20 protein-coding genes and 6 tRNA genes are annotated in these 26,415 nt (G+C 68.3%); all 26 read right to left on the bottom strand.

Annotated elements, in window-relative coordinates; all coding sequences use genetic code 11:
* Nucleotides 1-95: 95 nt before the first annotated feature.
* The 26 genes from Q8X39_RS13430 to tilS all read right to left on the bottom strand — a co-directional run bounded on the left by Q8X39_RS13430 (nt 96) and on the right by tilS (nt 26,352).
* Nucleotides 96-1,778, bottom strand: a complete 1,683-nt coding sequence (locus Q8X39_RS13430) for a site-specific integrase (protein ID WP_305750178.1) — start codon at nt 1,776-1,778, stop codon at nt 96-98.
* A gap of 213 nt (nt 1,779-1,991) precedes the next feature.
* Nucleotides 1,992-2,068, bottom strand: a tRNA-Asp gene (locus tag Q8X39_RS13425).
* A gap of 70 nt (nt 2,069-2,138) precedes the next feature.
* Nucleotides 2,139-2,214 (bottom strand) — tRNA-Glu (locus Q8X39_RS13420).
* A gap of 64 nt (nt 2,215-2,278) precedes the next feature.
* Nucleotides 2,279-2,355: transfer RNA gene (locus Q8X39_RS13415), tRNA-Asp, on the bottom strand.
* 58 nt (nt 2,356-2,413) lie between these two features.
* A tRNA-Glu gene (locus Q8X39_RS13410) sits at nt 2,414-2,489 on the bottom strand.
* Nucleotides 2,490-2,522: 33 nt separating this feature from the next.
* Nucleotides 2,523-2,598: transfer RNA gene (locus Q8X39_RS13405), tRNA-Ala, on the bottom strand.
* A 120-nt stretch (nt 2,599-2,718) separates the two neighbouring features.
* Nucleotides 2,719-4,113: a glutamate--tRNA ligase gene (gene gltX / locus Q8X39_RS13400; RefSeq protein WP_305750177.1), complete on the bottom strand. Its 1,395-nt coding sequence runs from the start codon at nt 4,111-4,113 to the stop codon at nt 2,719-2,721.
* 43 nt (nt 4,114-4,156) lie between these two features.
* On the bottom strand, nt 4,157-5,410 hold the full coding sequence (locus Q8X39_RS13395) for an O-succinylhomoserine sulfhydrylase (RefSeq protein WP_305750176.1): 1,254 nt from the start codon (nt 5,408-5,410) through the stop codon (nt 4,157-4,159).
* Nucleotides 5,411-5,429: 19 nt separating this feature from the next.
* Nucleotides 5,430-6,950: an amidophosphoribosyltransferase gene (gene purF, locus Q8X39_RS13390; RefSeq protein ID WP_305750175.1), complete on the bottom strand. Its 1,521-nt coding sequence runs from the start codon at nt 6,948-6,950 to the stop codon at nt 5,430-5,432.
* 84 nt (nt 6,951-7,034) lie between these two features.
* On the bottom strand, nt 7,035-7,547 hold the full coding sequence (locus tag Q8X39_RS13385) for a CvpA family protein (RefSeq protein WP_305750174.1): 513 nt from the start codon (nt 7,545-7,547) through the stop codon (nt 7,035-7,037).
* A gap of 10 nt (nt 7,548-7,557) precedes the next feature.
* Nucleotides 7,558-8,364 (bottom strand): SPOR domain-containing protein, encoded by an 807-nt coding sequence (locus tag Q8X39_RS13380; RefSeq protein WP_305750173.1) that lies wholly within the window; start codon nt 8,362-8,364, stop codon nt 7,558-7,560.
* Nucleotides 8,365-8,517: 153 nt separating this feature from the next.
* A complete protein-coding gene (gene folC, locus Q8X39_RS13375) occupies nt 8,518-9,831 on the bottom strand; it encodes a bifunctional tetrahydrofolate synthase/dihydrofolate synthase (RefSeq protein ID WP_305750172.1) in 1,314 nt (437 codons plus the stop codon).
* A 110-nt stretch (nt 9,832-9,941) separates the two neighbouring features.
* Nucleotides 9,942-10,814 carry an acetyl-CoA carboxylase, carboxyltransferase subunit beta gene (gene accD, locus Q8X39_RS13370; RefSeq protein ID WP_305750171.1) on the bottom strand — a complete coding sequence of 291 codons (873 nt, stop codon included), beginning with the start codon at nt 10,812-10,814 and terminating at the stop codon, nt 9,942-9,944.
* Entirely contained in the window at nt 10,811-11,635 is an 825-nt protein-coding gene (trpA, locus tag Q8X39_RS13365) for a tryptophan synthase subunit alpha (RefSeq protein WP_305750170.1), read from the bottom strand. Before trpA ends, accD begins: the two co-directional genes overlap by 4 nt.
* Entirely contained in the window at nt 11,632-12,918 is a 1,287-nt protein-coding gene (gene trpB, locus Q8X39_RS13360) for a tryptophan synthase subunit beta (protein WP_305750169.1), read from the bottom strand. The genes trpA and trpB overlap by 4 nt, the downstream gene beginning before the upstream one ends.
* A gap of 95 nt (nt 12,919-13,013) precedes the next feature.
* Nucleotides 13,014-13,712 (bottom strand): phosphoribosylanthranilate isomerase, encoded by a 699-nt coding sequence (locus Q8X39_RS13355; protein ID WP_407068010.1) that lies wholly within the window; start codon nt 13,710-13,712, stop codon nt 13,014-13,016.
* 3 nt (nt 13,713-13,715) lie between these two features.
* Nucleotides 13,716-14,522, bottom strand: a complete 807-nt coding sequence (gene truA / locus Q8X39_RS13350) for a tRNA pseudouridine(38-40) synthase TruA (RefSeq protein ID WP_305750167.1) — start codon at nt 14,520-14,522, stop codon at nt 13,716-13,718.
* Nucleotides 14,523-14,576: 54 nt separating this feature from the next.
* Nucleotides 14,577-17,258: a motility hub landmark protein FimV gene (locus tag Q8X39_RS13345; protein ID WP_305750166.1), complete on the bottom strand. Its 2,682-nt coding sequence runs from the start codon at nt 17,256-17,258 to the stop codon at nt 14,577-14,579.
* A 464-nt stretch (nt 17,259-17,722) separates the two neighbouring features.
* Entirely contained in the window at nt 17,723-18,850 is a 1,128-nt protein-coding gene (gene asd / locus Q8X39_RS13340; RefSeq protein WP_305750165.1) for an aspartate-semialdehyde dehydrogenase, read from the bottom strand.
* 92 nt (nt 18,851-18,942) lie between these two features.
* Nucleotides 18,943-20,055 (bottom strand): 3-isopropylmalate dehydrogenase, encoded by a 1,113-nt coding sequence (gene leuB / locus Q8X39_RS13335; protein WP_305750164.1) that lies wholly within the window; start codon nt 20,053-20,055, stop codon nt 18,943-18,945.
* Between the two features lie 45 nt (nt 20,056-20,100).
* Nucleotides 20,101-20,748 (bottom strand): 3-isopropylmalate dehydratase small subunit, encoded by a 648-nt coding sequence (gene leuD / locus Q8X39_RS13330; protein WP_305750163.1) that lies wholly within the window; start codon nt 20,746-20,748, stop codon nt 20,101-20,103.
* 12 nt (nt 20,749-20,760) lie between these two features.
* Nucleotides 20,761-22,185, bottom strand: a complete 1,425-nt coding sequence (gene leuC, locus Q8X39_RS13325) for a 3-isopropylmalate dehydratase large subunit (RefSeq protein ID WP_305750162.1) — start codon at nt 22,183-22,185, stop codon at nt 20,761-20,763.
* 20 nt (nt 22,186-22,205) lie between these two features.
* Nucleotides 22,206-23,159, bottom strand: coding sequence for a LysR substrate-binding domain-containing protein (locus tag Q8X39_RS13320; RefSeq protein WP_305750161.1), 954 nt, complete (start codon nt 23,157-23,159; stop codon nt 22,206-22,208).
* Between the two features lie 262 nt (nt 23,160-23,421).
* Nucleotides 23,422-23,512, bottom strand: a tRNA-Ser gene (locus Q8X39_RS13315).
* A gap of 119 nt (nt 23,513-23,631) precedes the next feature.
* The gene (locus Q8X39_RS13310; RefSeq protein WP_305750160.1) at nt 23,632-24,900 is read right to left on the bottom strand and encodes an aspartate kinase; all 1,269 of its coding nucleotides are present in this window, start codon (nt 24,898-24,900) and stop codon (nt 23,632-23,634) included.
* Between the two features lie 54 nt (nt 24,901-24,954).
* A complete protein-coding gene (gene tilS, locus Q8X39_RS13305) occupies nt 24,955-26,352 on the bottom strand; it encodes a tRNA lysidine(34) synthetase TilS (RefSeq protein WP_305750159.1) in 1,398 nt (465 codons plus the stop codon).
* Between the last annotated feature and the right edge of the window lie 63 nt (nt 26,353-26,415).

Here is a 26,415-nt window from a genome sequence, read left to right as displayed (position 1 = left end):
TGCGTGGACGCACAGGCGGGAAGCGGCGCGACCGGTAGCGTTGCCAGAGCGGGCGAACGGCGCTGAGACCTCAGTCGAGTCGACGAGCCGGTTCGTCAACGCACCAGGTGCTCGCCCACGCCCTCGTATGGGTGGGCGACGTACAGGTGCTCAATCCTGAGCTCGTCGTAGCGCAGCTTCTTCATCGCAGCGACAAGGCTCGGAAAGGGATACTGGTTTTCCTCGGCGCGCATGTAAACGCGCTTGGCGTTACTGTCGCTGGCCCAGTGGCCCAGCAGTGCGTCCCTCGGCTCGTTCTCAACGCCGCAGAGGCCCAAGCGCTGCTTCATAAGGTAGCGGAACGAGTGGTAGTCGAGGCGATGGTCCGTCAGCCCGATTCGGTCGCAGTAGCGGCCCCACCATTTGCCAGGGGAGTTCGAGTAGATTTCGTTCGCGTTGCGGTTGCTGAGCGTGGGGAAGAGGCGCCTATGACCGGCAGCGGCAACCTTCGCTGCGTATGCCAGGAACCCGCACTTGATGAGTTCATCATGGAGGGGCACGCGGCGGAACGAGCCTTCGTTCTTGAGCTTCTGGTCTTCGTCGAGGTTGCAGATGCGCAGACACCAGACGCCGTTGATTGACTGCACGTCAGAGATGGCCAGCTGACACAGCTCCTCGATGCGGCCTCCTACGAATGGGCCCATGAGCGGCAGCCAGTACGCCGCGTCAATGGACTGGCCCTCTGGGCGGTAGCCCTGCGTGTACAGCTCGCTCGCGTAGAGCAAGTTCAACTCCCAGACCTCGTACGCGCGCCGGTCCTTCTTTGGCTTGAGCCCTGAAGCGCCAACAACGCCGATGCGTTCGAAGGGGTTACCTGCAAGATGCTCGACGAGCTCAGTCATGCCGTGACGAATCAGGGTCGACAGGAAGCCGATGCGGTTCTCGATGGTTCCCTTCGACAGCCCCTGGTCTATGAGGTGGTCTCTATATGCACGCACCATCGGCCGCGTGATGGCCTCGACCGGGATGGTGCCATGGAGCTTCCGAAACTCCATGACGGCCGTCTCATAAGCGCTGATGGTTCGAGGCCGGGTCTGGGTCTGTTTCCAATCTTCCAGCAGATGCATCAGGGTCTGCGTTGGCCCAACCACCCTCGGCGCGACCGCGGTTGCAAGCGGCGAATGCTGAAGCTTCTGCTCTGCCCGGCTTCGGGCGGGGGATGCCGGGACGGCAGACTCGGCGCCCTGCGTCATCAGCCGCAACTGCTCAAGTCCGGCTTCTAGGCTGCGAAGTAGTTTCAAGCGGTCGGCCTCTAGTTGCGCTTCCTGCCCGACAACGGCCTGGCCAAGTGGCCGCGGCTCCGTGCTCGGCGACGCCGCCGGGAGAGCAAGGGCAGCAATTTCGACGGTCGCGGAGGCAACGGCGGGTCGAACAGCTTCAAGCAGGCCTTGAGTCTGGGCCTCGCCAGAACGGCCACCGACAAGCGCAAGTCCTGGCGGCGCCGGTTCCCTCTCCTGGTCACGCTCCTGAGCAGCCTTATTGCGGCGGAACGCTGCGAGCGTCAGGTTGAACTCCGTCACCTCGACCGCAAGGCGGACCTTGGCCTTCGCCAGCAGGTTCGTTCCGAGCGCCTTCCAGACCTGTTCCTTGAAGGCGGGGAACGCATCGGCGGCGTCTGCCGGAATCTTCCGCTTGAAGTACAGCATGTCGCCGCGACGGTGCATGTACTGCGGCAGCTTCGCCGCGGACTTGCCGCCAACGAGCGCGAGGCGTCGGACGGCATTGGAGGATTGACTCATCGATGCCCCTTGGTCGCTTTGGACCTCGGCGAGCACTTCGATGGCGGGCGGTGACTGCTACACCGCTCTGCTACACCGGACTGCTACACCGAAGTCGTTTCGGGGTAGCACCGTCGACCGTAGACGGGGTAGCAGAAAAAGGAGACCCAGAAAGCAAAAAGCCGTTGCAAGTCAAAGACTTACATCGGCTTAGCTCCCCTTCAAAAAGGGGGTTGGCGGAGTGGACGGGACTCGAACCCGCGACCCCCGGCGTGACAGGCCGGTATTCTAACCAACTGAACTACCACTCCGCAGTGGTGCTGAAACCAGCGTCGAATCTGCAAGATCGAATCTTCGATCTCCGCCAAGCATCGACAAACTTGGCGACCCCTAGGGGATTCGAACCCCTGTTACAACCGTGAAAGGGTCGTGTCCTAGGCCTCTAGACGAAGGGGTCAGACGCAACAATCAACCATTCAAAAAGAAACGGGCCATGAATAAGACATGACCCGAAAGATACTTGGCGGAGTGGACGGGACTCGAACCCGCGACCCCCGGCGTGACAGGCCGGTATTCTAACCAACTGAACTACCACTCCGCGTCGGTGACGATCAGCAGAACCACTTTTGATGATTCCCGCCAAGTCTCGTCAAACTTGGCGACCCCTAGGGGATTCGAACCCCTGTTACAACCGTGAAAGGGTCGTGTCCTAGGCCTCTAGACGAAGGGGTCAAGACCTTGACGTCAAACTCGGCGGCACCAAATTGGTGGAGGTAAGCGGGATCGAACCGCTGACCTCTTGCATGCCATGCAAGCGCTCTCCCAGCTGAGCTATACCCCCGTTGGAGACGTCGCAAACTGCTCTGGAACCTTGTTTGCTTTTCAGCTTTTTTCGATTCCGTTGCTGCTTGCTTCATCAAGCGCCGCCTTGTTCAAGCGAGAATGCAATTATGGAGTGCTTTCAAACGCGACGCAAGCGTTCGAGCGCATTTTTTTTGTCGAACAGCGACAACACGGCGTCGACCGAGGGCGTCTGCGCGCGACCGCAGACGGCCACCCGCACCGGCACGGCCAGTTGCGGCATCTTCAGCTTGAACTCGGCCAGCGTGGCCTTGAGGGCCTCGGCGATCGAAGGCGCATCCCAGCTCGCCAGCTCCTCCAGACGCTGTGCCAGCGCACCCAGAGCCGGGCGCACCGCCTCGCCCAGGTGCGCTGCGCGGTCCTCGTCGCTGGGCTGGACGTCGCGGAAGTAGATGGCCAGCCAGTCGGCCAGTTCGACCGTCGTGCTGCAGCGATCCTTGAACAGCGCGCACAGCGCCGCCAGGCGCTCGTCGGCCACTGTCGTCACGCCGATGCGGGCGAGCTGCTCGACCACCAGGCCGGCCAGGACCGCGTTGTCGCAGCGCTTCATGTGCTGGGCGTTGACCCAGCGCAGCTTGGCCTCGTCGAATTGGCCGGCGCTGCGGCCGAGGTGATCCAGGTCGAACCACTCGACCAGCTGCTCGCGGCTGAAGATCTCGTCGTCGCCGTGGCTCCAGCCCAGCCGCGCCAGGTAGTTGACGACCGCGTCGGCGAGGTAGCCCTCGTCGCGGTACTGCGTCACCGGCTTGGCACCGTGGCGCTTGCTCATCTTCTCGCCCTGCTCGTTGAGCACGGTCGGCAGGTGGGCGTAGACCGGCGGCTCGTGGCCCAGGGCGCGGAAGACGTGGATCTGGCGCGGCGTGTTGTTGACGTGGTCGTCGCCGCGGATCACGTGCGTGATCTGCATGTCGATGTCGTCGACGACCACGCAGAAGTTGTAGGTCGGCGTGCCGTCCGGACGGGCCACCACCAGATCGTCCAGCTCGTCGTTGCTGATCTCGATGCGGCCCTTGACCTTGTCGTCCCAGACCACCGACCCGCCCTGCGGCGTGCGGAAGCGCAGCACCGGGCGTACGCCCTCGGGCACCGGCGGCAGCAACTTGCCTTCTTCAGGACGCCAGGTGCCGTCGTAGCGCGGCTTTTCCTTGGCGGCCATCTGGCGTTCGCGCAGCGCGTCGAGTTCGGCCGTGCTCATGTAGCAGGGATAGACCAGGCCCTGCGCCTGCATCTGCGCGAGGACCTCCTTGTACCGGTCCATGCGCTGCATCTGATAGAACGGACCCTCGTCATGGTCCAGCCCGAGCCAGCGCATGCCCTCGACGATCACGTCGACCGCTTCCAGCGAGGACCGCTCGACGTCGGTGTCCTCGATGCGCAGCACGAACACGCCCTTCGTGGCGCGTGCGTAGGCCCAGGGATAGAGGGCCGAGCGGATGTTGCCGAGGTGGATGAAGCCGGTCGGGGACGGCGCGAAGCGGGTGCGGACTTGGGTCATGGAAACGTGCTCGTTCGGGTCTGCATCGGCGATGGCCGATGGCTCAGATCAGCGCCAGGCCGCGCGCGAGGTCGGCCTTCAGGTCCTCAATGTGTTCGAGTCCGACGGCCACGCGGATCATCCCCTGAGTGATGCCGGCGGCCAGGCGCTGCTCTTCGCTGAGGCGACCATGGGAGGTGCTGGCCGGGTGCGTGATGGTGGTCTTGGTGTCGCCGAGGTTGGCCGTGATCGAGCAGATGCGGGTTGCATCGATGACCGAGAAGGCGTTGGCCCGCCCGGCTGCGGCGCCCTCGCCTCTCACCACGAAGCTGACGACCGCGCCTCCGCAGCCGCCTTGCTGCGCCATGGCCAGCGCGTGTTGCGGGTGCGACGGCAGGCCCGGATACCAGACGGTCGCGACCTGCGGCTGCTGTTCTAGCCACTGCGCCAGGGCCAGCGCCGACTCGCTCTGCGCGCGCATGCGGATGGCCAGCGTCTCCAGGCCCTTGAGCACGACCCAGGCGTTGAACGGCGACAGGCACATGCCCGCCGAGCGCATCACCGGCACGAACTTGCCTTCGACGATGGCCTCCGGCCCGCAGATGGCGCCGGCCACGACGCGGCCCTGGCCATCGAGGTACTTGGTGCCCGAATGGATGATCAGGTCGGCGCCGAGCTTCGCGGGCTGCTGCAGCGCCGGCGAGCAGAAGCAGTTGTCGACCGCCAGCAGCGCACCGGCGGCATGGGCGATGTCGGCCAGCGCGCGGATGTCGCAGACCTCGGTCAGCGGGTTGCTGGGCGTCTCGGCAAACAGCAGCCGGGTCTCCGGCCGGATCGCGGCGCGCCACTCGGCCACGTCGGTCTGCGACACGAAGGAGGTCTGGACGCCGAACTTGCCGAACTCGCCCTGAAGCAGCTTGATGGTCGAGCCGAACACGCTGCGCGAGCAGACGACGTGGTCGCCGGCCTTCAGCAGGCCCATCACCAGCAGCATGATCGCGGCCATGCCGCTGGACGTCGCGATGCAGGCCTCGGTGCCTTCGAGCGCCGCCAGCCGGCGCTCCATCATCATCGTCGTCGGGTTGGTGAAGCGGCTGTAGACGAAGGCCTCTTCCTCGTTGGCGAAGCGCGCTGCCGCCGTCGCCGCATCGGGGTGCACGAAGCTGCTGGTCAGGAACAGCGCCTCGGAGTTCTCACCCCAGGGCGACGCGGGCAGGCCCTCGCGCACGGCGAGCGTGTCCAGGCGGGCGTCGGCAGGCAGGTCGACGCGCGGCAGCCGCCTGGGCGCGTCCTTCGGTCGGGTCGTGTCGGTCGTCATGCGGGGCAGGTCCTTCGGCTCACTCGCTGGCGTTCTGCAGCGCGAGGCGGCCGCGGTCGGCGGCGCTTTCCTCGTCCTGCGGCTGGTTGCTGCGCTGGGTTTGCATGGCCTCGAAATCGGCCGCGCTGACGTCGCCGGTGATGTAGCGGCCGTCGAAGCAGGAGGCCTCGAAGCCGGCCAGCTTCGGGTTGAGCGCCGCGACCGCGCGCTTCATCGCATCGACGTCCTGGTAGATCAGCGCGTCGCAGCCGATGTAGGCGCGGATCTCCTCGATCGAGCGGTTGTGCGCGATCAGCTCCTCGCTGGTCGGCATGTCGATGCCGTAGACGTTCGGGTAGCGCACCGGCGGCGCGGCCGAGGCCATGTAGACCTTGTTGGCACCGGCCTCGCGGGCCATCTGCACGATCTCCTTGGAGGTCGTGCCTCGCACGATGGAGTCGTCGACCAGCAGCACGTTGCGGCCCTTGAACTCCATGCCGATGGCGTTGAGCTTCTGGCGCACGCTCTTCTTGCGCACAGCCTGCCCCGGCATGATGAAGGTGCGACCGACGTAGCGGTTCTTGACGAAGCCTTCGCGGTAGGGCTTGCCCAGCTTCTGCGCCAGCTGCATCGCCGAGGGACGGCTGGATTCGGGGATCGGGATGACCACGTCGATGTCCGACGGCGGCATCGTGTTGATGACGCGCTGGGCCAGCGTCTCGCCCATGTTGAGGCGGGCGTGGTAGACCGACACGCCGTCGATCACCGAGTCGGGCCGCGCCAGGTAGACGAACTCGAACACGCAGGGGTTCAGCGACGGCGAGGCTGCGCACTGCTGGGCATGCAGCTGGCCGTTGGTGTCGATGAAGACGGCCTCGCCGGGGGCGACGTCGCGCAGCATCTTGAAGCCCGAGCCTTCGAGCGCCACCGATTCGCTGGCCACCATCCACTCGATGCCGGCGGCACCGTCCTGCGAGCCCAGGCACAGCGGCCGGATGCCATAGGGGTCACGGAAGGCCAGCAGCCCGTAGCCGGCGATCAGCGCGACCACCGCGTAGGACCCCTTGACACGACGATGCACGGCGGAGACGGCCTTGAAGACCTCCACCGGTGACAGGGGCTGGTCGCGCGCGGCCAGTTCGAGCTCGTGCGCGAGGATGTTGATCAGGACCTCGGTGTCGCTCTCGGTGTTGATGTGGCGACGGTCGACGTCGAACAGCTCCTGCTTGAGCGCGTGCGCGTTGGTCAGGTTGCCGTTGTGGACCAGCACGACGCCGAAGGGCGCGTTGACGTAGAAGGGCTGGGCCTCTTCCTCGCTGTAGGCGTTGCCGGCGGTCGGATAGCGCACCTGGCCCAGACCCATCGTGCCCGGCAGCGCCCGCATGTTGCGGGTGCGGAAGACATCGCGGACCATGCCGCGCGCCTTGTGCATGAAGAACTTGGTGCCCACCGCCGTCACGATGCCGGCGGCATCCTGGCCGCGGTGCTGCAGCAGCAGCAGGGCGTCATAGATCTGTTGATTCACGGGCGAGTTCGACGTCACCCCGACGATGCCACACATCGTTCACTCCGAAAAAAGGGATCCCGCGCACCACCGTCGAGGGTCGACGGCAAGCCGCTGCGGGACAACCCGTATTGTCCACGCTCAGGGCATCGGCCGACCGTTGGAAGGCTTCGTCCAGTCGCCTGGAAGGATGGGCGCAAGCGCCACCAGCACCGCCTGGGCGGCACCGACCGAGACCGACTCGCGCCAGAACGGCTTGCGCACCAGCGGCGTGAAACCCGCCAGCGTGACCAGCAGCACGACGATGAGGCCACCGCGCAGCAGGCCGAACAGGCCGCCCAGCACACGGTCTATCGGCGCCAGCACGCTGGCCTTGATGATCTGGGACAGCAGCCAGGCGAGGATGCGCCAGGCCAACATCGCCAGCGCGAAGGTCAGCACGAAGCCGATGCCCACGCGCAGGCTCGATCCCGGCGGCGCCCAGCCCAGCCAATCACCGACCGGCAAGGCGGCCGAGCGGGCCAGCAGCCAGGCGACCAGCCAGCCCAGCACCGACAGGACCTCGTGCACCAGCCCGCGCAACAGGCCCAGCACGATGGACAGCAGCAGGATCAGCGCCGCGCCGATGTCGACCCAGGAGGCATCCAGCGTCATCGGGCCGGCCTCACTGCGGCACGATCATGCCGGGCAGGCCGGCGGCGCGCAGCTGGGCAGCGGCCTTGTCGGCCTCCTCGCGTGAGGCGTACGGACCGACCCGCACGCGGGTTCGCGTGCCGCTGGCGGTCTCGACGGTCTGGACGCTCGAACGCAGGCCGAGCTTGTCCAGCCGCGCGCGCGTCTCGCGCACCGCGTTGGCCTCCGCAAAGGCGCCGACCTGGACGGCATAGCGGGTCGCATCGGCCTTGCCGGTGTCAACCTTGGCGGGGTCGGGCCTGGAGACCGTTTTCTCGACAGGCTTGTCGACGGCTTTCGCCGCTGCAGGCTTCTCGACCCCCTTCTCCACCGGCTTGGCGGGCGGCTTCTCGATGGGCTTGGCGACCGGCTTGTCCGGCAAGGGCTGGGCGATCGGCGGGGCCGGGTCAGGCTCGGCGACAACCGGCGGTGCCGGAGAGGCCGGGACAACTGGTGCGGGAGCAGGAGCGGGTGCGGGTGTCGCCGGAGCGGGTGGTGCCGGAGCGGGTGGTGCCGCTGGCGGTGCCTGCACGATCGCGACGGCACCCGAAGCGCCGTTCCCATCGGGTCGTGCGACCTCGATCGTCACCGGGCCGCTCATCGGCCGTGGCTTGGACTCGAAGATCATCGGCAGCAGGACCACCGCGAGCACCACGAGCACCGCCGCGCCGATCAGGCGACGCCGGGCGCGCACGCGCAGCAGCTCGATCAAGGCATCGTCCTGCGGCACGGCACCGCGACCGGACGCGGCGCCCGGTCGGTTGGGTTGCTGGCGCTGGAGAAAGGAAGGCAGGCGCATCAGGCGGTGGATCCGGGTGAACCGTCGTCAGCGGCAGGCGCCATGGAGGGGCGTTTGGCAGGGGACGAGGCAGGCGGCGAACGTCGGGGGCTTGGAGACCGGCGAGGTGAACGGCGCAGCGGGTCTTCGGCAAGGACCGACCGCTGCGGCGGCTCAGCCGAGGTGCGCGCTGCCCAGCCGCGGCAATCCGGCCTCGATCACGCCACCAACGGTGTAGAACGATCCGAAGACCACGATTCTATCCGTGGGGTCTGCGGCGGCGATGGCCGCGGCCAGGGCCGTGGACGGGTCCGCATGGCAGGCGATCGTCGCCACCGGCAGGGGCGCCGAAGCCGACGGATGCGCTGCGCGGGCCGCGTCGACCGCTTGCGCCACGTCGACCGCACGGGCCGCACGCGCGGTCGGGAGGTCGGTGCAATGCCAGCTGTCGACCAGCGGGAGCAGCGGCTGCACCAGGCCGGCGATGTCCTTGTCGGCCATGGCACCGAGCACGACGTGGGTGCGCGGGTGGTAGGCCATCTGGTCGAGGTTGCGCGCCAGCACGGCGGCGGCGTGCGGGTTGTGGGCGACGTCGAGCACCAGGGTCGGCTGGCCCGGCACGATCTGGAAGCGCCCCGGCAGTTCGACCATGGCCAGCCCGTTGCGCACGGCCTGGGCCGGCACCGGCAGCTGCGCTCGCATGGCGTCCAGCGCGGCCAGCACGCCCGAGGCGTTGAGCAGCTGGTTGGCGCCTCGCAGCGCTGGGTAGGCCATCGCGTTGTAGCGCCGGCCGCGGCCGCTCCAGGACCACTGCTGGCGGTCGCCGGCGTAGTTGAAGTCGCGACCGAAGCACCACAGGTCCACGCCCAGTTCGGCCGCGTGCGCCAACAGGCTGGCCGGCGGCTGCGGGTCGGAGACGATGGCCGGGCGACCGGCGCACATCACGCCGGCCTTCTCGCGGCCGATGGACTCGCGGTCCGGGCCGAGGAAGTCCATGTGGTCGAGGTCGATGCTGGTGATGACGGCGCAGTCGGCATCGATCACGTTGACCGCATCGAGCCGGCCGCCGAGGCCGACCTCCAGCACGACCGCGTCGAGCGGCTGGGACGACAGGTGGCGCAGCAGCGCCAGCGTGGTGAACTCGAAGTAGGTCAGCGAGCCGCCGTCGCGCGCGGCTTCGACGGCCTCGAAGTCGGCCAGCAGGGCATCGGCCTGGACGATCTCGCCGTTGACGCGCAGGCGTTCCTCGAAGTGCACCAGGTGCGGCGAGGTGTAGACGCCGACCCGGTAGCCGGCCTGGGTCAGGATCGCCTCCAGCATGGCGCAGGTCGAGCCCTTGCCGTTGGTGCCGGCGACGGTGAAGACCGGCACGCCGATGCGCAGGTCGAGCCGCTGCGCCACGGTGGCGACCCGCTCGAGCGTCAGGTCGATGGTGCGTGGGTGCAGGCGTTCGCAGTGCGACAGCCACTCGGCGAGGGTGCGGTACATCGGGTCGGGAACTCCGGAACGGTGGCGCGGACGGTGCCACCCCAAAAAAGACAAGGGCGCCTCGCGACGCCCCCGGTTCATGCCAGCCGCAGGGCTGGCTCAGGCCTCGGTCAGGCGACCGCGTCGGCGCTCTGGCGCTGCAGCATCGCCAGCACACGGGCAATGGTCGAGCGCAGCTGGCGGCGGTCGACGATCATGTCCAGCGCACCCTTCTCGACCAGGAACTCGCTGCGCTGGAAGCCTTCGGGCAGTTTCTCGCGCACGGTGTTCTCGATCACGCGCGGGCCGGCAAAGCCGATCAGCGCCTTGGGCTCGGCCATCACCACGTCGCCCACGAAGGCGAAGCTGGCGGACACACCGCCCATGGTCGGGTCGGTCAGCACGCTGACGTAGGGCAGCTTCGCCTTGGCCAGGCGGGTCAGCGCGGCGTTGGTCTTGGCCATCTGCATCAGCGACAGCAGGCCTTCCTGCATGCGCGCGCCACCGGTGGCGGTGAAGCACACGAAGGGCACCTTCTGCTCGATCGCGGTCTCGACGCCACGCACGAAGCGCTCGCCGACCACCGAGCCCATCGAGCCGCCCATGAAGTCGAACTCGAAGCAGGCGACGACCAGCGGGATGCTCATCACCGAGCCGCCCATCACGACCAGCGCATCGGTCTCGCCGGTGGCCTCCATGGCCTCCTTGATGCGGTCCGGGTACTTCTTGCTGTCCTTGAACTTCAGCGGGTCGACCGGCACGACCTCCTGGCCGACCTCGTAGCGCCCTTCGGCATCGAGGAAGGCGTCCAGGCGAGCCCGGGCGTCGATGCGGTGGTGGTGCGAGCACTTGGGGCAGACGTTGACGTTCTGCTCCAGGTCGGTGTTGTAGAGCACCGTCTCGCAGGACGGGCACTTGACCCACAGGCCTTCGGGCACCGAGCGGCGCTCGGTCGGATTGGTCTGCTGGATCTTGGGCGGCAGCAGCTTGTCGAGCCAACTCATGCGCTTGCTCCTTGCGGCGTTTGGAGGGTGTCCAGCGCCGCGCGGATCTCGGCGACGAAGCCGGAAGCGGCAGAGACGACCTGCTCACGCGGGGCATCCTGGATCAACTGGATGATACGGGAACCGATCACGACGGCGTCCGAAACCCGGGCGACGGCGATCGCGGTCTGGGCGTCGCGGATGCCGAATCCGACCCCCACCGGCACGCCGACATGCTGGCGGATGCGCGGCACCATCGCGGCGACCGCATCGGTGTCGAGGTTGCCCGCGCCGGTCACGCCCTTGAGCGAGACGTAGTAGACGTAGCCGGTGGCGATGCGGCCGACATCGGCCATGCGCGCGTCGGTCGAAGTCGGCGCCAGCAGGAAGATCGGGTCCATGCCAGCGGCGCGCAGCCGGGTGGCGAAGGCCTCGCATTCCTGCGGCGGGTAGTCCACCACCAGCACGCCGTCGACGCCGGCGGCTTGCGCGTCGTCGACGAATCGGTCCTGGCCGTAGCGCTCGATCGGGTTGGCGTAGCCCATCAGCACGACCGGCGTGCGGGTGTCGGTGCTGCGGAAATCGCGCACCATGTCCAGCACCCGGGCGGTGCTGATGCCACGAGCCAGCGCGCGCTCGCTGGCGCGCTGGATGACGGGGCCGTCGGCCATCGGGTCCGAGAACGGCACGCCCAGCTCGATCACGTCGGCGCCGGCTGCGGCCATGCCGTGCATCAGCTCGACCGTCACGTCGGCATACGGATCACCGGCAGTGACGTAGGGGATCAGGGCCTTGCGGCCTTGCGCGCGCAGGCGCTCGAAGGTGGCGGCGATGCGGTTCATCGTGCGGCTCCACGGGAGAAGTCGATCGCCTGCTCGGCAGCGGCCTGGCCCTTGACGGACTGGCCGCGACACGACGGTCGACAGTAGAAATCGGCGCCCGACAGGTCGGCAACGGTGCCGATGTCCTTGTCGCCGCGGCCGGACAGGTTGACCAGGATGTGCTGGTCGGGCCGCATCGTCGCGGCCAGCTTCATCGCGTGGGCCACGGCGTGGCTGGACTCAAGCGCCGGGATGATGCCCTCGGTGCGGCACAGGCGGTGGAAGGCCGACAGCGCCTCGGCATCGGTGATGCCGACGTACTCGGCGCGGCCGATGTCCTTGAGGAAGGCATGCTCGGGGCCGACGCCGGGGTAGTCCAGGCCGGCCGAGACCGAGTGCGTCTCGGTGATCTGGCCGTCCGCATCCTGCAGCACGTAGGTGCGGTTGCCATGCAGCACGCCCGGCGTGCCGCGTTGCAGCGAGGCCGAATGGCGGCCCGACTCCAGGCCCTCGCCGGCCGCCTCGACACCGATCAGTCGGACCTGCTCGTGCGGGATGTAGGGGTAGAAGATGCCCATCGCGTTGCTGCCGCCGCCGACGCAGGCGATCACGGCATCGGGCTGGCGACCGATCATCTCGGGCATCTGCACCAGGCACTCGTCGCCGATGACGCGCTGGAAGTCGCGCACCATCGCCGGGTAGGGATGCGGGCCGGCCACGGTGCCGATGATGTAGAAGGTGTTCTCGACGTTCGTGACCCAGTCGCGCATGGCCTCGTTGAGCGCGTCCTTCAGCGTCTTGCTGCCGGACTCGACCGGCACCACGCGCGCGCCCAGCAGGTGCATGCGGTAGACGTTCGGGCTTTGGCGCTTGACGTCCTCGCTGCCCATGTAGACGACGCATTCGAGGCCGTAGCGGGCGCAGATCGTCGCGGTTGCCACGCCGTGTTGGCCGGCACCGGTCTCGGCGATCACGCGTGGCTTGCCCATGCGCCTGGCCAGAAGGGCCTGGCCGATGGTGTTGTTCACCTTGTGGGCGCCGGTGTGGTTGAGGTCCTCGCGCTTGAGGAAGATCTGCGCGCCGCCGATCTCGCGGCTCAGCCGGTCGGCGTGGTAGACCGGGCTGGGCCGGCCGACGAAATGGGCCAGCTCGCGGCGGTATTCGGCCTGGAATGCCGGGTCGTTCTTGTAGTGCTCGTAGGCTGCACGCAGTTCGTCGATGGCCTGGCTGAGCGTCTCGGCAACGAAGCTGCCGCCGTAGATCCCGAAGTGCCCACGGGCGTCGGGTTGCTGGTAGTCGAACATGGTGTCTCTCTCTCGCGGGAGCGCCGCGCGAGCGTGACGCGCGGCAGGATGCGGATGAGGCGCCGGACGCGGCACCTCGGGGGCAGTGGTCAGGTTCAGGCGGCGGGACCGGCCGGCGTCGCGGCGGCGAGCCGGGCATCGGCCACGCGAACCGCCTCGCAGAAGCGGCGCATCAGGACGGCGTCCTTGATGCCCTTGGCGACCTCGACGCCCGAACTCACGTCAACGGCACAGGGCCGGACGCGGGCGATCCCATCGGTCACGTTTGCAGGATTCAACCCACCAGACAAAACGACCGGAGCGGGGGCGTCGGCGGGAATGAGCGACCAATCGAAGACCTTTCCACCTCCCCCGTAGCCCTCGACATGGGCGTCCAGGAGCAGGGCCTGGGCAGCGGGAAAGGAGCGGGCGAAGTTTAGCAAGTCGAACCCCGGCGCCACCCTGGCCGCCCGCAGGTAGGGACGTCCCGCCGCGTCGCACTGGTCGGCGGTCTCGTCGCCGTGGAACTGGAGCAGCAGCGTCGGGATGCGCTCGCAGGCATCGGCGATCTCGGCCGGCGGGGCGTTGACGAACAGGCCCACCGGCGTCACGAAGGGCGGCAGGCGACGCGCCAGTTCGGCCGCCTGACCGGGCGTCACCGCTCGGGGGCTGCGGGCGTAGAAGACGAAGCCGATCGCGTCGGCACCGGCGGCGACGGCCGCATCGACATCCTCGGAGCGGGTCAGGCCGCAGATCTTGATGCGGGTGCGGGCAGGCGGGGACAGGGACGGGGACAGCGGCGGCATCGATGGCATCGATCAGTAGGACAGGACGGCGGTGTCGGCGGGCAGCGCGTCGAAGGCAGGCGTGCGCTCGGGCACGGCCAGCTCGACATCGTATCGCGGGCCCATGAAATGCAGCCCGTCGGGCATGAAGGTCGGAGAGGCCAGCTTGCGGTCGCGCGAGGCCAGCACGCCGGCCAGCCAGCTGGGCTCGCGCCTGCCACTGGCCACCGTGATCAGGCAGCCCATGATGTTGCGGACCATGTGGTGCAGGAAGGCCGATCCCTCGAATTCCAGCCGCCAGATCGCGCCCTGGCGGCGGATCGAGATCTCGCGCAGCTGCTTGACCGGCGACAGCGCCTGGCATTCCGACGAGCGGAAGGCCGAGAAATCATGCTCGCCGACCAGCACATCGGCCGCCGCACGCAGACGCGCGCCGTCCAGCGGGCGGAAGGTCCAGCCGAGCTGGCCGGACTCGATCGCCGGGCGCACCGGCGACTCCAGCAGCAGGTAGACGTAGCGCCGACCACGCGCGCCGTTGCGGGCGTGAAAGTGATCCGGCACGCGCCGGCACCACTGCACCGCGATGTCCGGCGGCAGGAAGGTGTTGGTGCCGCGCACCCAGGCGTAGTTCTCGCGATCACGGTCGGTGTCCAGGTGGACGACCTGGTTCAGCGCGTGAACGCCCGCGTCGGTCCGGCCGGCGCAGAGGGTGCGGACCTCACAAGCGGCGAAGCGGCCGAGGGCCGCTTCGAGCGCATCCTGCACCGTGCCACCGCCCTGCTGGCTCTGCCAGCCCCTGTAGGCGGTGCCCCGGTAGCTCAGGCCGAGCGCGAGTCGCACGGCACCGAGCCCCTGGTGGTGACGGTCATCGGATGCGGAACTTCATGGACAGGCTCAGGCGAGCTTGTCGAGCATGGCCTGCGCCTTGGCGCGCAGGGTGCCGTCGGCGTTGTCGATCACTTCCTGCAGCAGGTCGCGAGCGCCTTCGTAGTCGCCGATCTGGTTGAACTCCTCGGCCAGCTCCAGCTTGCGCGCCAGCGGGTCGGAGCCGTCGTCGCCCACGCCACTGTCGTAGGCCTCGACGTTCAGCGGCGCCGGGATCGAACCCGGACGGCTGAGCGGTGCATCGAGGTCCAGCGACAGGTCGGCCAGGTCGATCGTCGGGCTCGGCGCAGCCGCCGGGGCGTTGCGGGGCAGGTCATCCAGCTCGAAATCGAGGCTGGCGCTGCCCTGGAAGTCGTCACCGGACGGACGGCTGTCGAAGGCCGCCGGGCCGCTGCCAAAGGCTGCTGGCACGCTCGGGAAGGTGTTGGACACCGACGAGGCCGGGCGCGGATCGTCCATCGCGGCGGGCACCGAGATGTCGAGGTCCACCGCTGCGCTCGGCGTGCCCAGCGGGTCGGCGCTGAGGTCGAGGTCCGGCACGCTGTGCTCGAAGCGCGAGGGCGACGGCACGATCGACTGCGGCATCGTGCTCGCGCCCAGCATCTCGCCGCCGCCGGCCTCGGCCGTGCTGCCGATGCCCGGCTGGCCGCCCGGCTCGTAGAGCGGATTGTCCGGATCGATCGATCGACCGAGTTCCTGCGCACGGGTCCAGTCCTCGCCCTGGCCGCCGGTCAGGCCGTAGAGCTCGCCGGCCAGCAGTTCATAGCCCTTCGTGTCGCGGCGCTTGGCGTAGACCTCCAGCAGCTTGGTGCGGATGGCCAGGCGATCCGGGTTGGCGCGCATCGCCTCCTTCAGGATCTCCTCGGCCTGCAGGTCACGACCGTAGGCCAGGTAGACGTCGGCCTCGGCAACCGGGTCGACGTCACCGATGGCATCGATCTGGCTCAGCGAATAGCTCATCGACGACGGCGCGCCGTTGGCATCGCGCGTGTCGACGCGCTGCCCACCGCTGGCACCGAAGAACGAGTCCGGCTGAAGGCGGCTCTCCAGGAAGGAGGTCACGCCGGCGTCTTCCTTGTTGCGGCCACGCAGCCGGTAGTAGCCCAGGCCGGCCAGCAGCGCGATGACCACGCCAGCGCCCGGCAGCACCCAGGGGTTCTCGGACAGGCTGTCGATCAGCGAAGGCTCGTCGGCGGCGATCGGTGCAGGCGGCACGGCGGATGCCGGTGCACTGGCTGCCTCGACAGCGCCGGACATCGCGGCCGAAGCGGCGGCGAGCGCGGCATCTGCGGCAGACGGCGCCGATGCGACGGCCTCGGCAGCCGGCGCGGACGCCACCACCGGATCGACCGCCGGAGCCGCCACCGGCTCAGCCGGCTTGGCCACCGGCAAGGCCGGCGTCGGCAGAGCCGGTGCGGAGGCCACGGCCGGCGTCGGCGCCGGAGCGGCAGGCACCGCAGCCGAGGCGGCCTGCAGCTTCTTCAGTTCCTCGACGTTGCGGGCCAGTTCGCTGGCGCGGGCGCTGGCTTCCTTGGCGGCGCGATCGGCGGCGATCTTGTCCTCGGCCGACGCGACTTGGGTCTTGCCATCGGCCGGTTTGCCCTTGTCGAGCTTGAGGCGGTCCTGCTGCGGCGCGGCGGCCTGCTTCTGGTCCTGGACCTCGGCGGTCACCTTGCCGCTGCCCTGGCGGGCCGGCGCAGCATCGGTGGCAGGCGCCGGAACGACAGCAGCCAGGCGCTGGCGGTAGGCGTTGAAGTCGCTGCTCTGGGCAACGATCACGCGACGCGCTTCCTGCGGGTCGATGGTCGACAGCTGTTCGCCGGCCGGCACATTCAGGATCACGCCCGAACGCAGGCGGTTCATGTTGTTGCCGACGAAGGCCTGCGGGTTGCCCTGGTACAGGCCGACCAGCATCTGGTCGAGCGAGACACCGGTGGGCTGGACCTTGCGGGCGATCGACGACAGCGTGTCGCCCGAACGGACCTTGAGCTCGGCGGCCGCCGCATCGGACGCGGCTGGCGCTGGCGCAGCAGGAGCGGCAGCAACGTCGGCACGCGCCTTGCCCTTGTTGCGAACGGCCAGTTCGCCCTTGCCGAGCGCGGCGGCGGGCGCGGTCGGTGCGGATTCGACAGCAGGCGCGTTCGCCACCGGCGCGGGTGCGGGTGCGGGTGCGGGCTCGGGCGCGGCGGCCAGGGCGGGAGCAGGCGGCGCCACCGGAACGGCAGGCACGACGGCGACCGGTGCCGGCGTGGCCACCGGCGGTGCAGCAGCGACTGCCGGAGCGGGCGCGGACGGCGCCTTCGCGGTGGCGGGCGGGTCGAACAGCAGCGTGTATTCACGCAGCAGGCGACCGCTCGACCAGGACAGTTCTAGGATCACGTCGACGAACGGTTCCTGCACCGACTGGTTGCTGGAGATGCGCAGGAAGGCCGAGCCATCCGGCCGGCGCTGCAGCGCGACGGAGGTCTGCGGCAGCACCGGGTTGTAGTCGACGCCGGCGATGCGGTAGGCATCCGGTGGCGCGATGCGCACACGCAGGTTCGCCGCCTCTTCGGGCGTCAGGCTGGTGACGTCGATCTCCGCCCGCAATCCCTCCCCCAATGCGGACTGCACCGTCAATCGTCCCAGGCTCAAGGCCCAGGCCGACGGCGCGCCCGCGAGCAATGCGGACAGGGCGACGGCGGCCGCCACCTGCTTCAGAGCGATTCGCCCCGTGCCAGACATATCGGTTTTCAAGGCTTCTCCCATGCCCCAGCTTGGCTCGCGCACAAACCGGCGCTTCAGGTCGAGCAAAAGTGCGTCAAACGTACGTGGTGTCGGTCTTCGAGCGGCCCACCCTGGCGTCATCCAGAACCCTGGTCTTCACCCGCAAGGCTGCTGCACAGCCTTCCTTCAACCACCAAGCCGACCACTCAAAATCCCTGAAAACACAATAACATCAAGCAGATACAAAGACAAGCTCATGCATTGCCTGATGTTCTGCAACGCACGGAGGAATGTGCAGGTTGTTGTAACCGTCGTTGTCGGTCGACAACGACGGTGATGTCCGGTCGTCAGACGGGTATTCCGGGACGCGACGACCCGGGACGGTCGCCGGGTATGTCGCCCCGGATCAGACGCGCAGGACCAGACGCCGCAGGGCCGGCGTCTGGCGATCAGGCGTCCAGCAGGATGCGGAGCATGCGGCGCAGCGGCTCGGCCGCACCCCAGAGCAACTGGTCGCCGATGGTGAAGGCGCCGAGATACTCCGGGCCCATCGCCATCTTGCGCAGACGACCGACCGGGATGGTCAGCGTGCCGGTCACGGCCACCGGCGTCAGGTCACGCACGGTCGCCTCGCGGGTGTTCGGCACGACATTCACCCAGGCGTTGTCGGCGGCGATCATGGCCTCGATGTCGGCCAGCGGCACGTCACGCTTGAGCTTGAAGGTCAGCGCCTGGCTGTGGCAGCGCATCGCGCCGATGCGCACGCAGAAGCCGTCGACCGGGATCGCCGGCGCGCTGAAGCCGTCGCCCTGGCCGAGGATCTTGTTGGTCTCGGCCATGCCCTTCCACTCTTCGCGGGAGGTGCCGTTGCCGAGGTCCTTGTCGATCCAGGGGATCAGCGAACCGCCCAGCGGCACGCCGAAGTTGGCGGTCTCGGCCTCGGTCAGCGCACGCTGCCTGGCGATGATCTTGCGGTCGATCTCGAGGATGGCGCTCTTGGGGTCGTCCAGCAGGGAGCGGACCTCGGCATTGAGCGTGCCGAACTGCGTCAGCAGCTCGCGCATGTGCTGCGCACCGCCGCCCGATGCGGCCTGGTAGGTCTGGGTGCTCATCCACTCGACCAGACCGGCCTTGTAGAGCGCGCCCACGCCCATCAGCATGCAGCTGACGGTGCAGTTGCCACCCACCCAGTTGCGACCACCCTTGGCCAGCGCGTCCTTGATCACCGGCATGTTGACCGGGTCCAGGATGATGACGGCGTCATCCTTCATGCGCAGCGTCGAGGCGGCGTCGATCCAGTGGCCGTTCCAGCCTGCCGCACGCAGCTTGGGGAAGACGTCGGAGGTGTAGTCGCCGCCTTGCGCGGTGATGATGATCTCGCAGCGCTTGAGCGCGTCGATGTCGAACGCGTCCTGCAGCTTCGTCTCGTTCTTCGCCATCGCCGGGGCAGGGCCGCCGGCATTGCTGGTCGAGAAGAACATCGGCTCGAACAGGTCGAAGTCGCCTTCCGCCTGCATGCGGTCCATCAAGACCGAGCCGACCATGCCACGCCAGCCGACCAATCCTACGAGTGCCATTTCCTTAGCCTTTCAGTTGATTTCCGGACCCCCGTATTCCCCGGCTCGCTTCGCCGGGGTCCAGGTGTGGGGGCGAGACGATCCGGAGCTGACTAGCTCTTGGTCATCGTGGTAATGGTTTTGCCGCTGGTGTTGCCGACCAGGGCCGCGACAACGGCGTCGCCCATCTCCCGCGTGCCGACCCGCTGCGTGCCTTCGGACCAGATGTCGCCGGTGCGCAGACCGGTGGACAGGACGGCGCTGACCGCGGATTCGATCCGGTCGGCAGCTTCGGGCTGGTTGAGGGAGTAGCGGAGCATCATGGCAGCGGACAGGATTGTAGCCAGCGGGTTTGCAACACCCTGACCGGCAATGTCCGGCGCGCTGCCGTGGCTGGGCTCGTAGAGGCCCTGGTTGCGGTCGTTCAGCGACGCCGAGGGCAGCATGCCGATCGAGCCGGTGAGCATCGCGGCCTCGTCCGACAGGATGTCGCCGAACATGTTGCCGGTGACGACCACGTCGAACTTCTTCGGCGCCTTGACCAGCTGCATCGCCGCGTTGTCGACGTACATGTGATCCAGCGCGACGTCCGGGTACTGCTGGCCGACCTCGATCATGATGTCCTTCCAGAACTGGAAGGTCTCGAGCACGTTGGCCTTGTCGACGCTGGTCACGCGCTTGTTGCGCCGGCGCGCGGCCTGGAAGGCCACGTGGGCGATGCGCTCGACCTCGGGGCGGCTGTAGCGCATCGTGTCGAAGGCTTCCTCGGCACCCGGGAACAGGCCGTCGACGGCGGTGCGGCGGCCACGCGGCTGGCCGAAGTAGATGTCGCCGGTCAGCTCGCGGATGATCAGGATGTCCAGGCCCGCGACCAGCTCCGGCTTCAGGCTCGACGCGTGCGTGAGCTGCTCGTAGCAGATCGCCGGACGGAAGTTGGCGAACAGGCCCAGGTTCTTGCGCAGGCCCAGGATGGCCTGCTCCGGGCGCAGCGCCCGTTCGAGCTTGTCGTACTTCCAGTCGCCGACGGCACCGAACAGCACCGCATCGGCGGCCTTCGCCAGGTTCAGCGTCGACTCGGGCAGCGGGTGGCCATGCGCCTCGTAGGCGGCACCGCCGACCAGCGCGGCCTCCATCTCGAAGGACAGGTCCAGGACCTTCAGGACCTTGACCGCCTCGGCGACGATCTCGGTGCCGATGCCGTCGCCCGGCAGGATGGCAATCTTCATGGGGATGCTTTCAGGAGTGGGTGTTCGGGACGCGCGCCGCGCCGCTCACAGCGCGCGTTGCGCCAGCCAAGGCATGCGCGCCAGCCGCTCGGCCTCGTAGCTGCGGATCTTGTCGGCATGACGCAGCGTCAGGCCGATGTCGTCGAAGCCATTGACCAGGCAGTACTTGCGGAAGGGCTGCACGTCAAAAGGGATCTCGGTGCCATCGGGCTTGACCACGACCTGGCGCGGCAGGTCGACCGTCAGCTGGTAGCCGACGAAGCCGTGCACCTCGTCAAACAGACGCGCGACGACCGACTCCGGCAGCACGATCGGCAGCAGGCCGTTCTTGAAGCAGTTGTTGAAGAAGATGTCGGCGTAGCTCGGCGCGATGACGGCACGGAAACCGTACTGATCCAGCGCCCACGGCGCATGTTCGCGGCTCGAACCGCAACCGAAGTTCTCGCGCGCCAGCAGCACCGAGGCGCCCTGGTAGCGCGGCTGGTTCAGCACGAAGTCGGGATTGGGCTTGCGGCTGGCCGGGTCCTGGCCCGGCTCGCCCTTGTCGAGGTAGCGCCACTCATCGAACAGGTTGGGACCGAAGCCGGTCCGGGCGATCGACTTCAGGAACTGCTTCGGGATGATCGCGTCGGTGTCGACGTTGGCACGGTCCATCGGGGCGACCAGGCCCTTGAGCACGGTGAAGGCTTGCATGGTGTTCCTCGCTCAGACGATGCGGCGGATGTCAACGAAGTGGCCGTTCATGGCGGCGGCAGCGGCCATGGCCGGGCTGACCAGGTGGGTGCGGCCACCAGCCCCCTGACGGCCCTCGAAGTTGCGGTTGCTGGTCGAGGCGCAGCGCTCGCCCGGCTCGAGCCGGTCGGCGTTCATCGCCAGGCACATGGAACAGCCCGGCTCGCGCCATTCGAAACCTGCGGCACGGAAGACCTCGTGCAGGCCCTCGGCCTCGGCCTGCGCCTTCACCAGGCCCGAGCCCGGCACGACCATCGCGAGCTTGACGTTGCCGGCCACGCGGCCGCCGATGCGACGTACCACGGCGGCAGCCTCGCGGATGTCCTCGATGCGGCTGTTGGTACACGAGCCGATGAAGACCTTGTCGATGCGCACGTCGGCGATCGCCTTGTTCGGCTCCAGGCCCATGTACGTCAGCGCCCGCTCGATGGCCGAGCGCTTGACGTCGTCCTTCTCCTTGTCGGGATCGGGCACGCGCTCGTCGATCGCCAGCACCATCTCCGGGCTGGTGCCCCAGGTGACCTGCGGGCGGATCTGCGCGGCGTCCAGCTCGACGACCACGTCGAAGACCGCGTCGGCATCGCTGTGCAGCGTGCGCCAGTGGCTCACGGCCTGATCCCACTCGACGCCCTTGGGCGCGAACGGACGACCCTTGACGTAGGCCAGCGTGGTCTCGTCAACCGCCACCAGGCCGGCACGGGCACCGGCCTCGATGGCCATGTTGCAGACCGTCATGCGGCCTTCCATGCTCAATGCGCGGATGGCGCTGCCGCCGAACTCGATCGTGTAGCCGGTGCCGCCGGCGGTACCGATGCGGCCGATGATGGCCAGCACGATGTCCTTGGCCGTCAGGCCCGGCGACAGCCAGCCCTCGACCTTGACCAGCATGTTCTTCGCCTTCTTGGCCAGCAGCGTCTGCGTGGCCATGACGTGCTCGACCTCGCTGGTGCCGATGCCATGCGCCAGCGCACCGAAGGCGCCGTGCGTGCTGGTGTGGCTGTCGCCACAGACGACGGTCATGCCCGGCAGGGTCGCGCCGTTCTCCGGGCCGATCACGTGCACGATGCCCTGGCGCTGGTCCATGAACGGGAAATAGGCCGCCGCGCCGAACTCCCGGATGTTGCTGTCCAGGGTCTGGATCTGCAACTTGCTGATCGGATCGGCGATGCCGTCGTAGCCCTGCTCCCAGCCGGTCGTCGGCGTGTTGTGGTCGGCCGTGGCCACCACCGAGCTGACGCGCCAGACCTTGCGTCCGGCCAGCCGCAGCCCCTCGAAGGCCTGCGGGCTGGTCACCTCATGAACCAGGTGGCGGTCGATGTAGAGCACGGCGGTGCCGTCTTCCTCGGTGTGGACGACGTGTTCGTCCCACAGCTTGTCGTAGAGGGTGCGTCCGGTCATGGCAGCTCCTGTCGGGCGGTTCAAGGGGAGGTGGAAGGGGGCGACGACGCGCTGGCGACGTCGCTGGCAAGGGGAGCGTCGGATCCGGGCGCGCCCTGGCGCAGCAGGTCCACGAAACGACGGGTGACGGCGGGCAGGACCTCCTGCGCACGCACCGCGACCAGGTAGTCGCGCCGCGCCCAGGCCTCGTCGAGCGCGACCAGCCCGATCGCGTAGGCCTGCGACAGCCGCTGCGCGACACCGGTGGGCATGATCGCCACGCCCAGTCCGGCCGCGACCAGCTGCGCGATCGCATCGAAGCCGCGGACCTGCAGCCGCGCCTTCAGGCTGCGGCCCTGCGCGGCCGCCTCGGCAAGGATGATGTCCTGCGCGGCCGCGCCAACGTGCAGGCCGACAAAGTCCACGTCAAGCAGGTCGGCCAGCTTCAAGGACGCACACCGTGCCAGCGGATGGGTGCGCGGGGCGATCACCGACAGCTCGCCGTGGCGGTAGAGCCAGGTCCGCAAGCCGCTCTCGATCACCGGCGGCACGAAGATGCCGACGTCGGCCTGACCCTGCAGCACCGCGCGCTGCACCTGCGTGCTGGTCTCGTCCTCGAGGCTCACCTGCACGCCCGGATGGGCCTGCGAGAAGGCCGCGAGGTCGGGCGGCAGGCATTCGGCGATGGCCGAGGAATTGGCCACGATGCGCAGCGTGCCGCGCACACCGTCGGCGTATTCGGCGACCTCTTCCTCCAGCGCATGCAGGCTGGCATGCAGCGAGCGGATGTGCCGCACCAGCGCCTGACCGGCCGAGGTCGGCTCGATGCCGCGGGCGCGGCGCTCGAACAGCTGCACGCCCAGGCGCGACTCCAGATCGCTCAAGCGCTTGCTTGCAGCGGCCAGCGCGAGGTGTTCACGCTGCGCGCCGCGCGTGATGCTGCGGGTTTCGGCGATGGCCAGCACGAGGTTGAGCGTGACGAGATCGAAGCGCATGGAAGGCTGCCCGGGGCCCGGTCAGCAACGAGACCGTCATCGTCGCATGCGGTCGAAGGCGGGCCCATCGAAGGTCGTCAATTGTGCCTTCGCGGCAGGCGAAGGCTAATCGCCACCCCGCCGTCGCAGCCTTCCCGTCAGGGACCACCACAAAGTCCGCAAGGGCCGCGATATCTCGCGAGATATTCGACGCCAGAACGAAAAAAGCCTCCGCAGGGCGGAGGCTCATTCGGCCAATTCTTCCAGCCAGATCGGCAGGTCTTGGCGGAGACGGAGGGATTCGAACCCTCGATGCGCTTTTGGCGCATACTCCCTTAGCAGGGGAGCACCTTCGGCCACTCGGTCACGTCTCCGAAGAAGCGGGAGTATAGCCGGAATCCCTTCCGGTACCAGCCCCCGGCACTTCAAACCAGAATCGGCGCGTCAAAACTCGCAAGCCAGCACGGATCAACGGAGATCCGTGCGGTGTCGATCAGGCGTTCGGCTGGTCGAGATCGAAGGCCTTGTGCAGCGCGCGCACCGCCAGCTCCATGTACTTCTCGTCGATCACGACGGAGGTCTTGATCTCGCTGGTCGTGATCATCTGGATGTTGATGCCCTCTTCGCTCAGCGCGCGGAACATCGTGCTGGCCACGCCGGCGTGCGATCGCATGCCGATGCCGACGATCGAGACCTTGCAGATCTTGGTGTCGCCCACGACTTCCTTGGCGCCCAGGGCCGGCACGACGTCCTTGTTCAGCAGGTCGACGGTGCGCTGGAAGTCGTTGCGGTGGACCGTGAACGAGAAGTCGGTGCGACCGTCGTGCGAGACGTTCTGGATGATCACGTCCACGTCGATGTTGGCATCGGCAACCTTGCCCAGGATGCTGTAGGCGATGCCCGGCTTGTCCGGCACGCCCATCACGGAAATCTTGGCTTCGTCGCGGTTGAACGCGATGCCCGACACAACGGCTTGTTCCATCTTCTCGTCTTCCTCGAAAGTGATCAGCGTGCCCGACTTGGCTTCTTCCTCGATGGCGATGTCCCACGGGGTGAAGCTCGACAGCACGCGCATCGGCACGCGGTACTTGCCCGCGAACTCGACCGAACGGATCTGCAGCACCTTGGAGCCCAGGCTGGCCATCTCCAGCATCTCCTCGAAGCTGACGGTGTGCAGCCGGCGCGCCTCGGGCACGACGCGCGGATCGGTGGTGTAGACGCCGTCGACATCGGTGTAGATCAGGCACTCGTCGGCCTTCATCGCCGCCGCGACCGCGACCGCCGAGGTGTCCGAGCCGCCGCGACCCAGCGTGGTCACGTTGCCGTCGCCGTCGATGCCCTGGAAGCCGGTGATGACAACCACGCGGCCAGCGGCCAGGTCGGCGCGCACGCGGCTGTCGTCGATGCTCTCGATGCGGGCCTTGGTGTAGGCCTGGTCGGTCTTGATGGGCACCTGCCAGCCGTTGTAGCTGATGGCTTCCATGCCTTCGGCCTGCAGCGCCAGCGCCAGCAGGCCCACGGAGACCTGCTCGCCGGTGCAGGCGATCATGTCGAGTTCGCGCAGCACGGCCGGCGTCTGGACGGCCGGCGAGACCTCCTTGGCCAAGCCCAGCAGGCGGTTGGTTTCGCCGCTCATCGCGGAGGGCACGACCACCATCTGGTGGCCGGCACGCGCCCACTTGGCGACGCGCTTGGCGACGTTGCGGATGCGCTCGGGCGAGCCCATCGATGTGCCGCCGTACTTGTGAACGATCAAGGCCATGTCGGTTGATGAAAGGATGCTCCGGCACGACTGCCGTGCGGAGAACCAGATATTTTAACGACCTGCGACCGCCTGCTCGCCAGCCTCCCAGCGCAGCGACCACTGAGGCTCGCCATCGCGCACCCGGGCACGGGCATCGACGCCGAGTCCCTCGACCTGCACCAGCAGGCCGTCTCGCCACACCAGCGGCGCCGCGCGCGCCCAGGACGGCACGCCCGCATCCTGGAACTGCTTCTTCAAGGACCTCGGCACACCCTGCGGATGCGACTGGAACTGCTCGCCGCCCTGACGCGGCCGCAGTTCGACCATGTCACCGCCCACCTGGGAAATGCCGCCCCGCAGCACGGGCTCGATCACGAGCACGCCACCCCAGTCCGGCACCGGATGCCGACCCGGCCGCAGCGAGACACGGCAAGTCGGCGGAGCCGGGCAACGACCCGTCTCGGCGACCCAGGCCAGCCGCCCGCGATGCGCATGCACCAAGCCGCCACGGCCCTGCCAGCGGCCATCGGGTGCATGCTCGACCTCGGTCGACAGGCGCATCAGCAGCGCCTGGCTCGGTGCGTGACCACTGCGCTCGATCAGCCATCGCCGCAGCGCATGGCGTTGCCGCGCCGGCGCCAGCTCCAGGAGCTGCGACACCGACAAGGCCGGCCCGCCGTCGACATCCCGCAGGCCTTCGAGGTCGATGCGTGCCAGCGCATCGACGCAGACCCGCGCGTCCTGGACCTGGCGCACGCACGCGCTCAGGGTCTCGTCGGCCTGCGGGAAGGCCGCGCGCAAGGCCGGCAGCACCAACAGCCGCAGGCGGTTGCGGGCCAGGCGGGGGTCGGCGTTGCTGTCGTCCTCGATGTGGCTCAATCCGTGAGCCTCCCGATGCGCCGCCAGCTCGACCCGCGGCCGGTCCAGCCAGGGCCGGACCCAGCGCAGCCCGTCGCGCCGGATGTCGACCGGCATGGCCGACAGGCCGGCCGGACCGGCGCCGCGCAGCGCCTGCAGCAGGAAGGTCTCGACCTGGTCATCGAGGTGATGCGCCAGCAGCACGGTGTCGCAGCCGGCCTCGCGCGCCATGTCGGCCAGCGCCGCATAGCGCGCGGCGCGCGCATGGGCCTCAAGGCTGGCACCGGGCGGCACGACCAGCGCCAGGCGTCGGATGTGCAGGCTGACCCGCGCGATGCGAGTCCAGCCGTCGACCTGCGCCGCGCAGTGCGCCTCCCAATGCGCCGCATGCGGGCTCAGGCCATGCTGGACATGGAGAGCGTGCACCTGCGCGCCCCGTGCCGCCGCCCACAGGCAGGTCGCGTGCATCAGCACGGTCGAGTCGTGCCCGCCGCTGTAGGCCACCGCGACACGCGTGTGGCCGGCCAGCATCGGCAGCGCGGCCAGGTCATCGCGCCGAACGACCGGTGGTGCTGCCGACGACGATCGGCCAGGGTCATGGATCGGATTCATGGCCAGAACGGCGAAACGGCCGGCCCGGTCATGCCGGGACGGCCGTCGAGGGCAAGGGCCGAG

The sequence above is a fragment of the Leptothrix discophora genome (assembly GCF_030705305.1).
In the GTDB taxonomy this organism is placed as follows: domain Bacteria; phylum Pseudomonadota; class Gammaproteobacteria; order Burkholderiales; family Burkholderiaceae_C; genus Sphaerotilus; species Sphaerotilus discophorus.
Note: the sequence above shows the minus strand (reverse complement) of the source record. Positions and strands in the feature narration are given on the sequence as shown.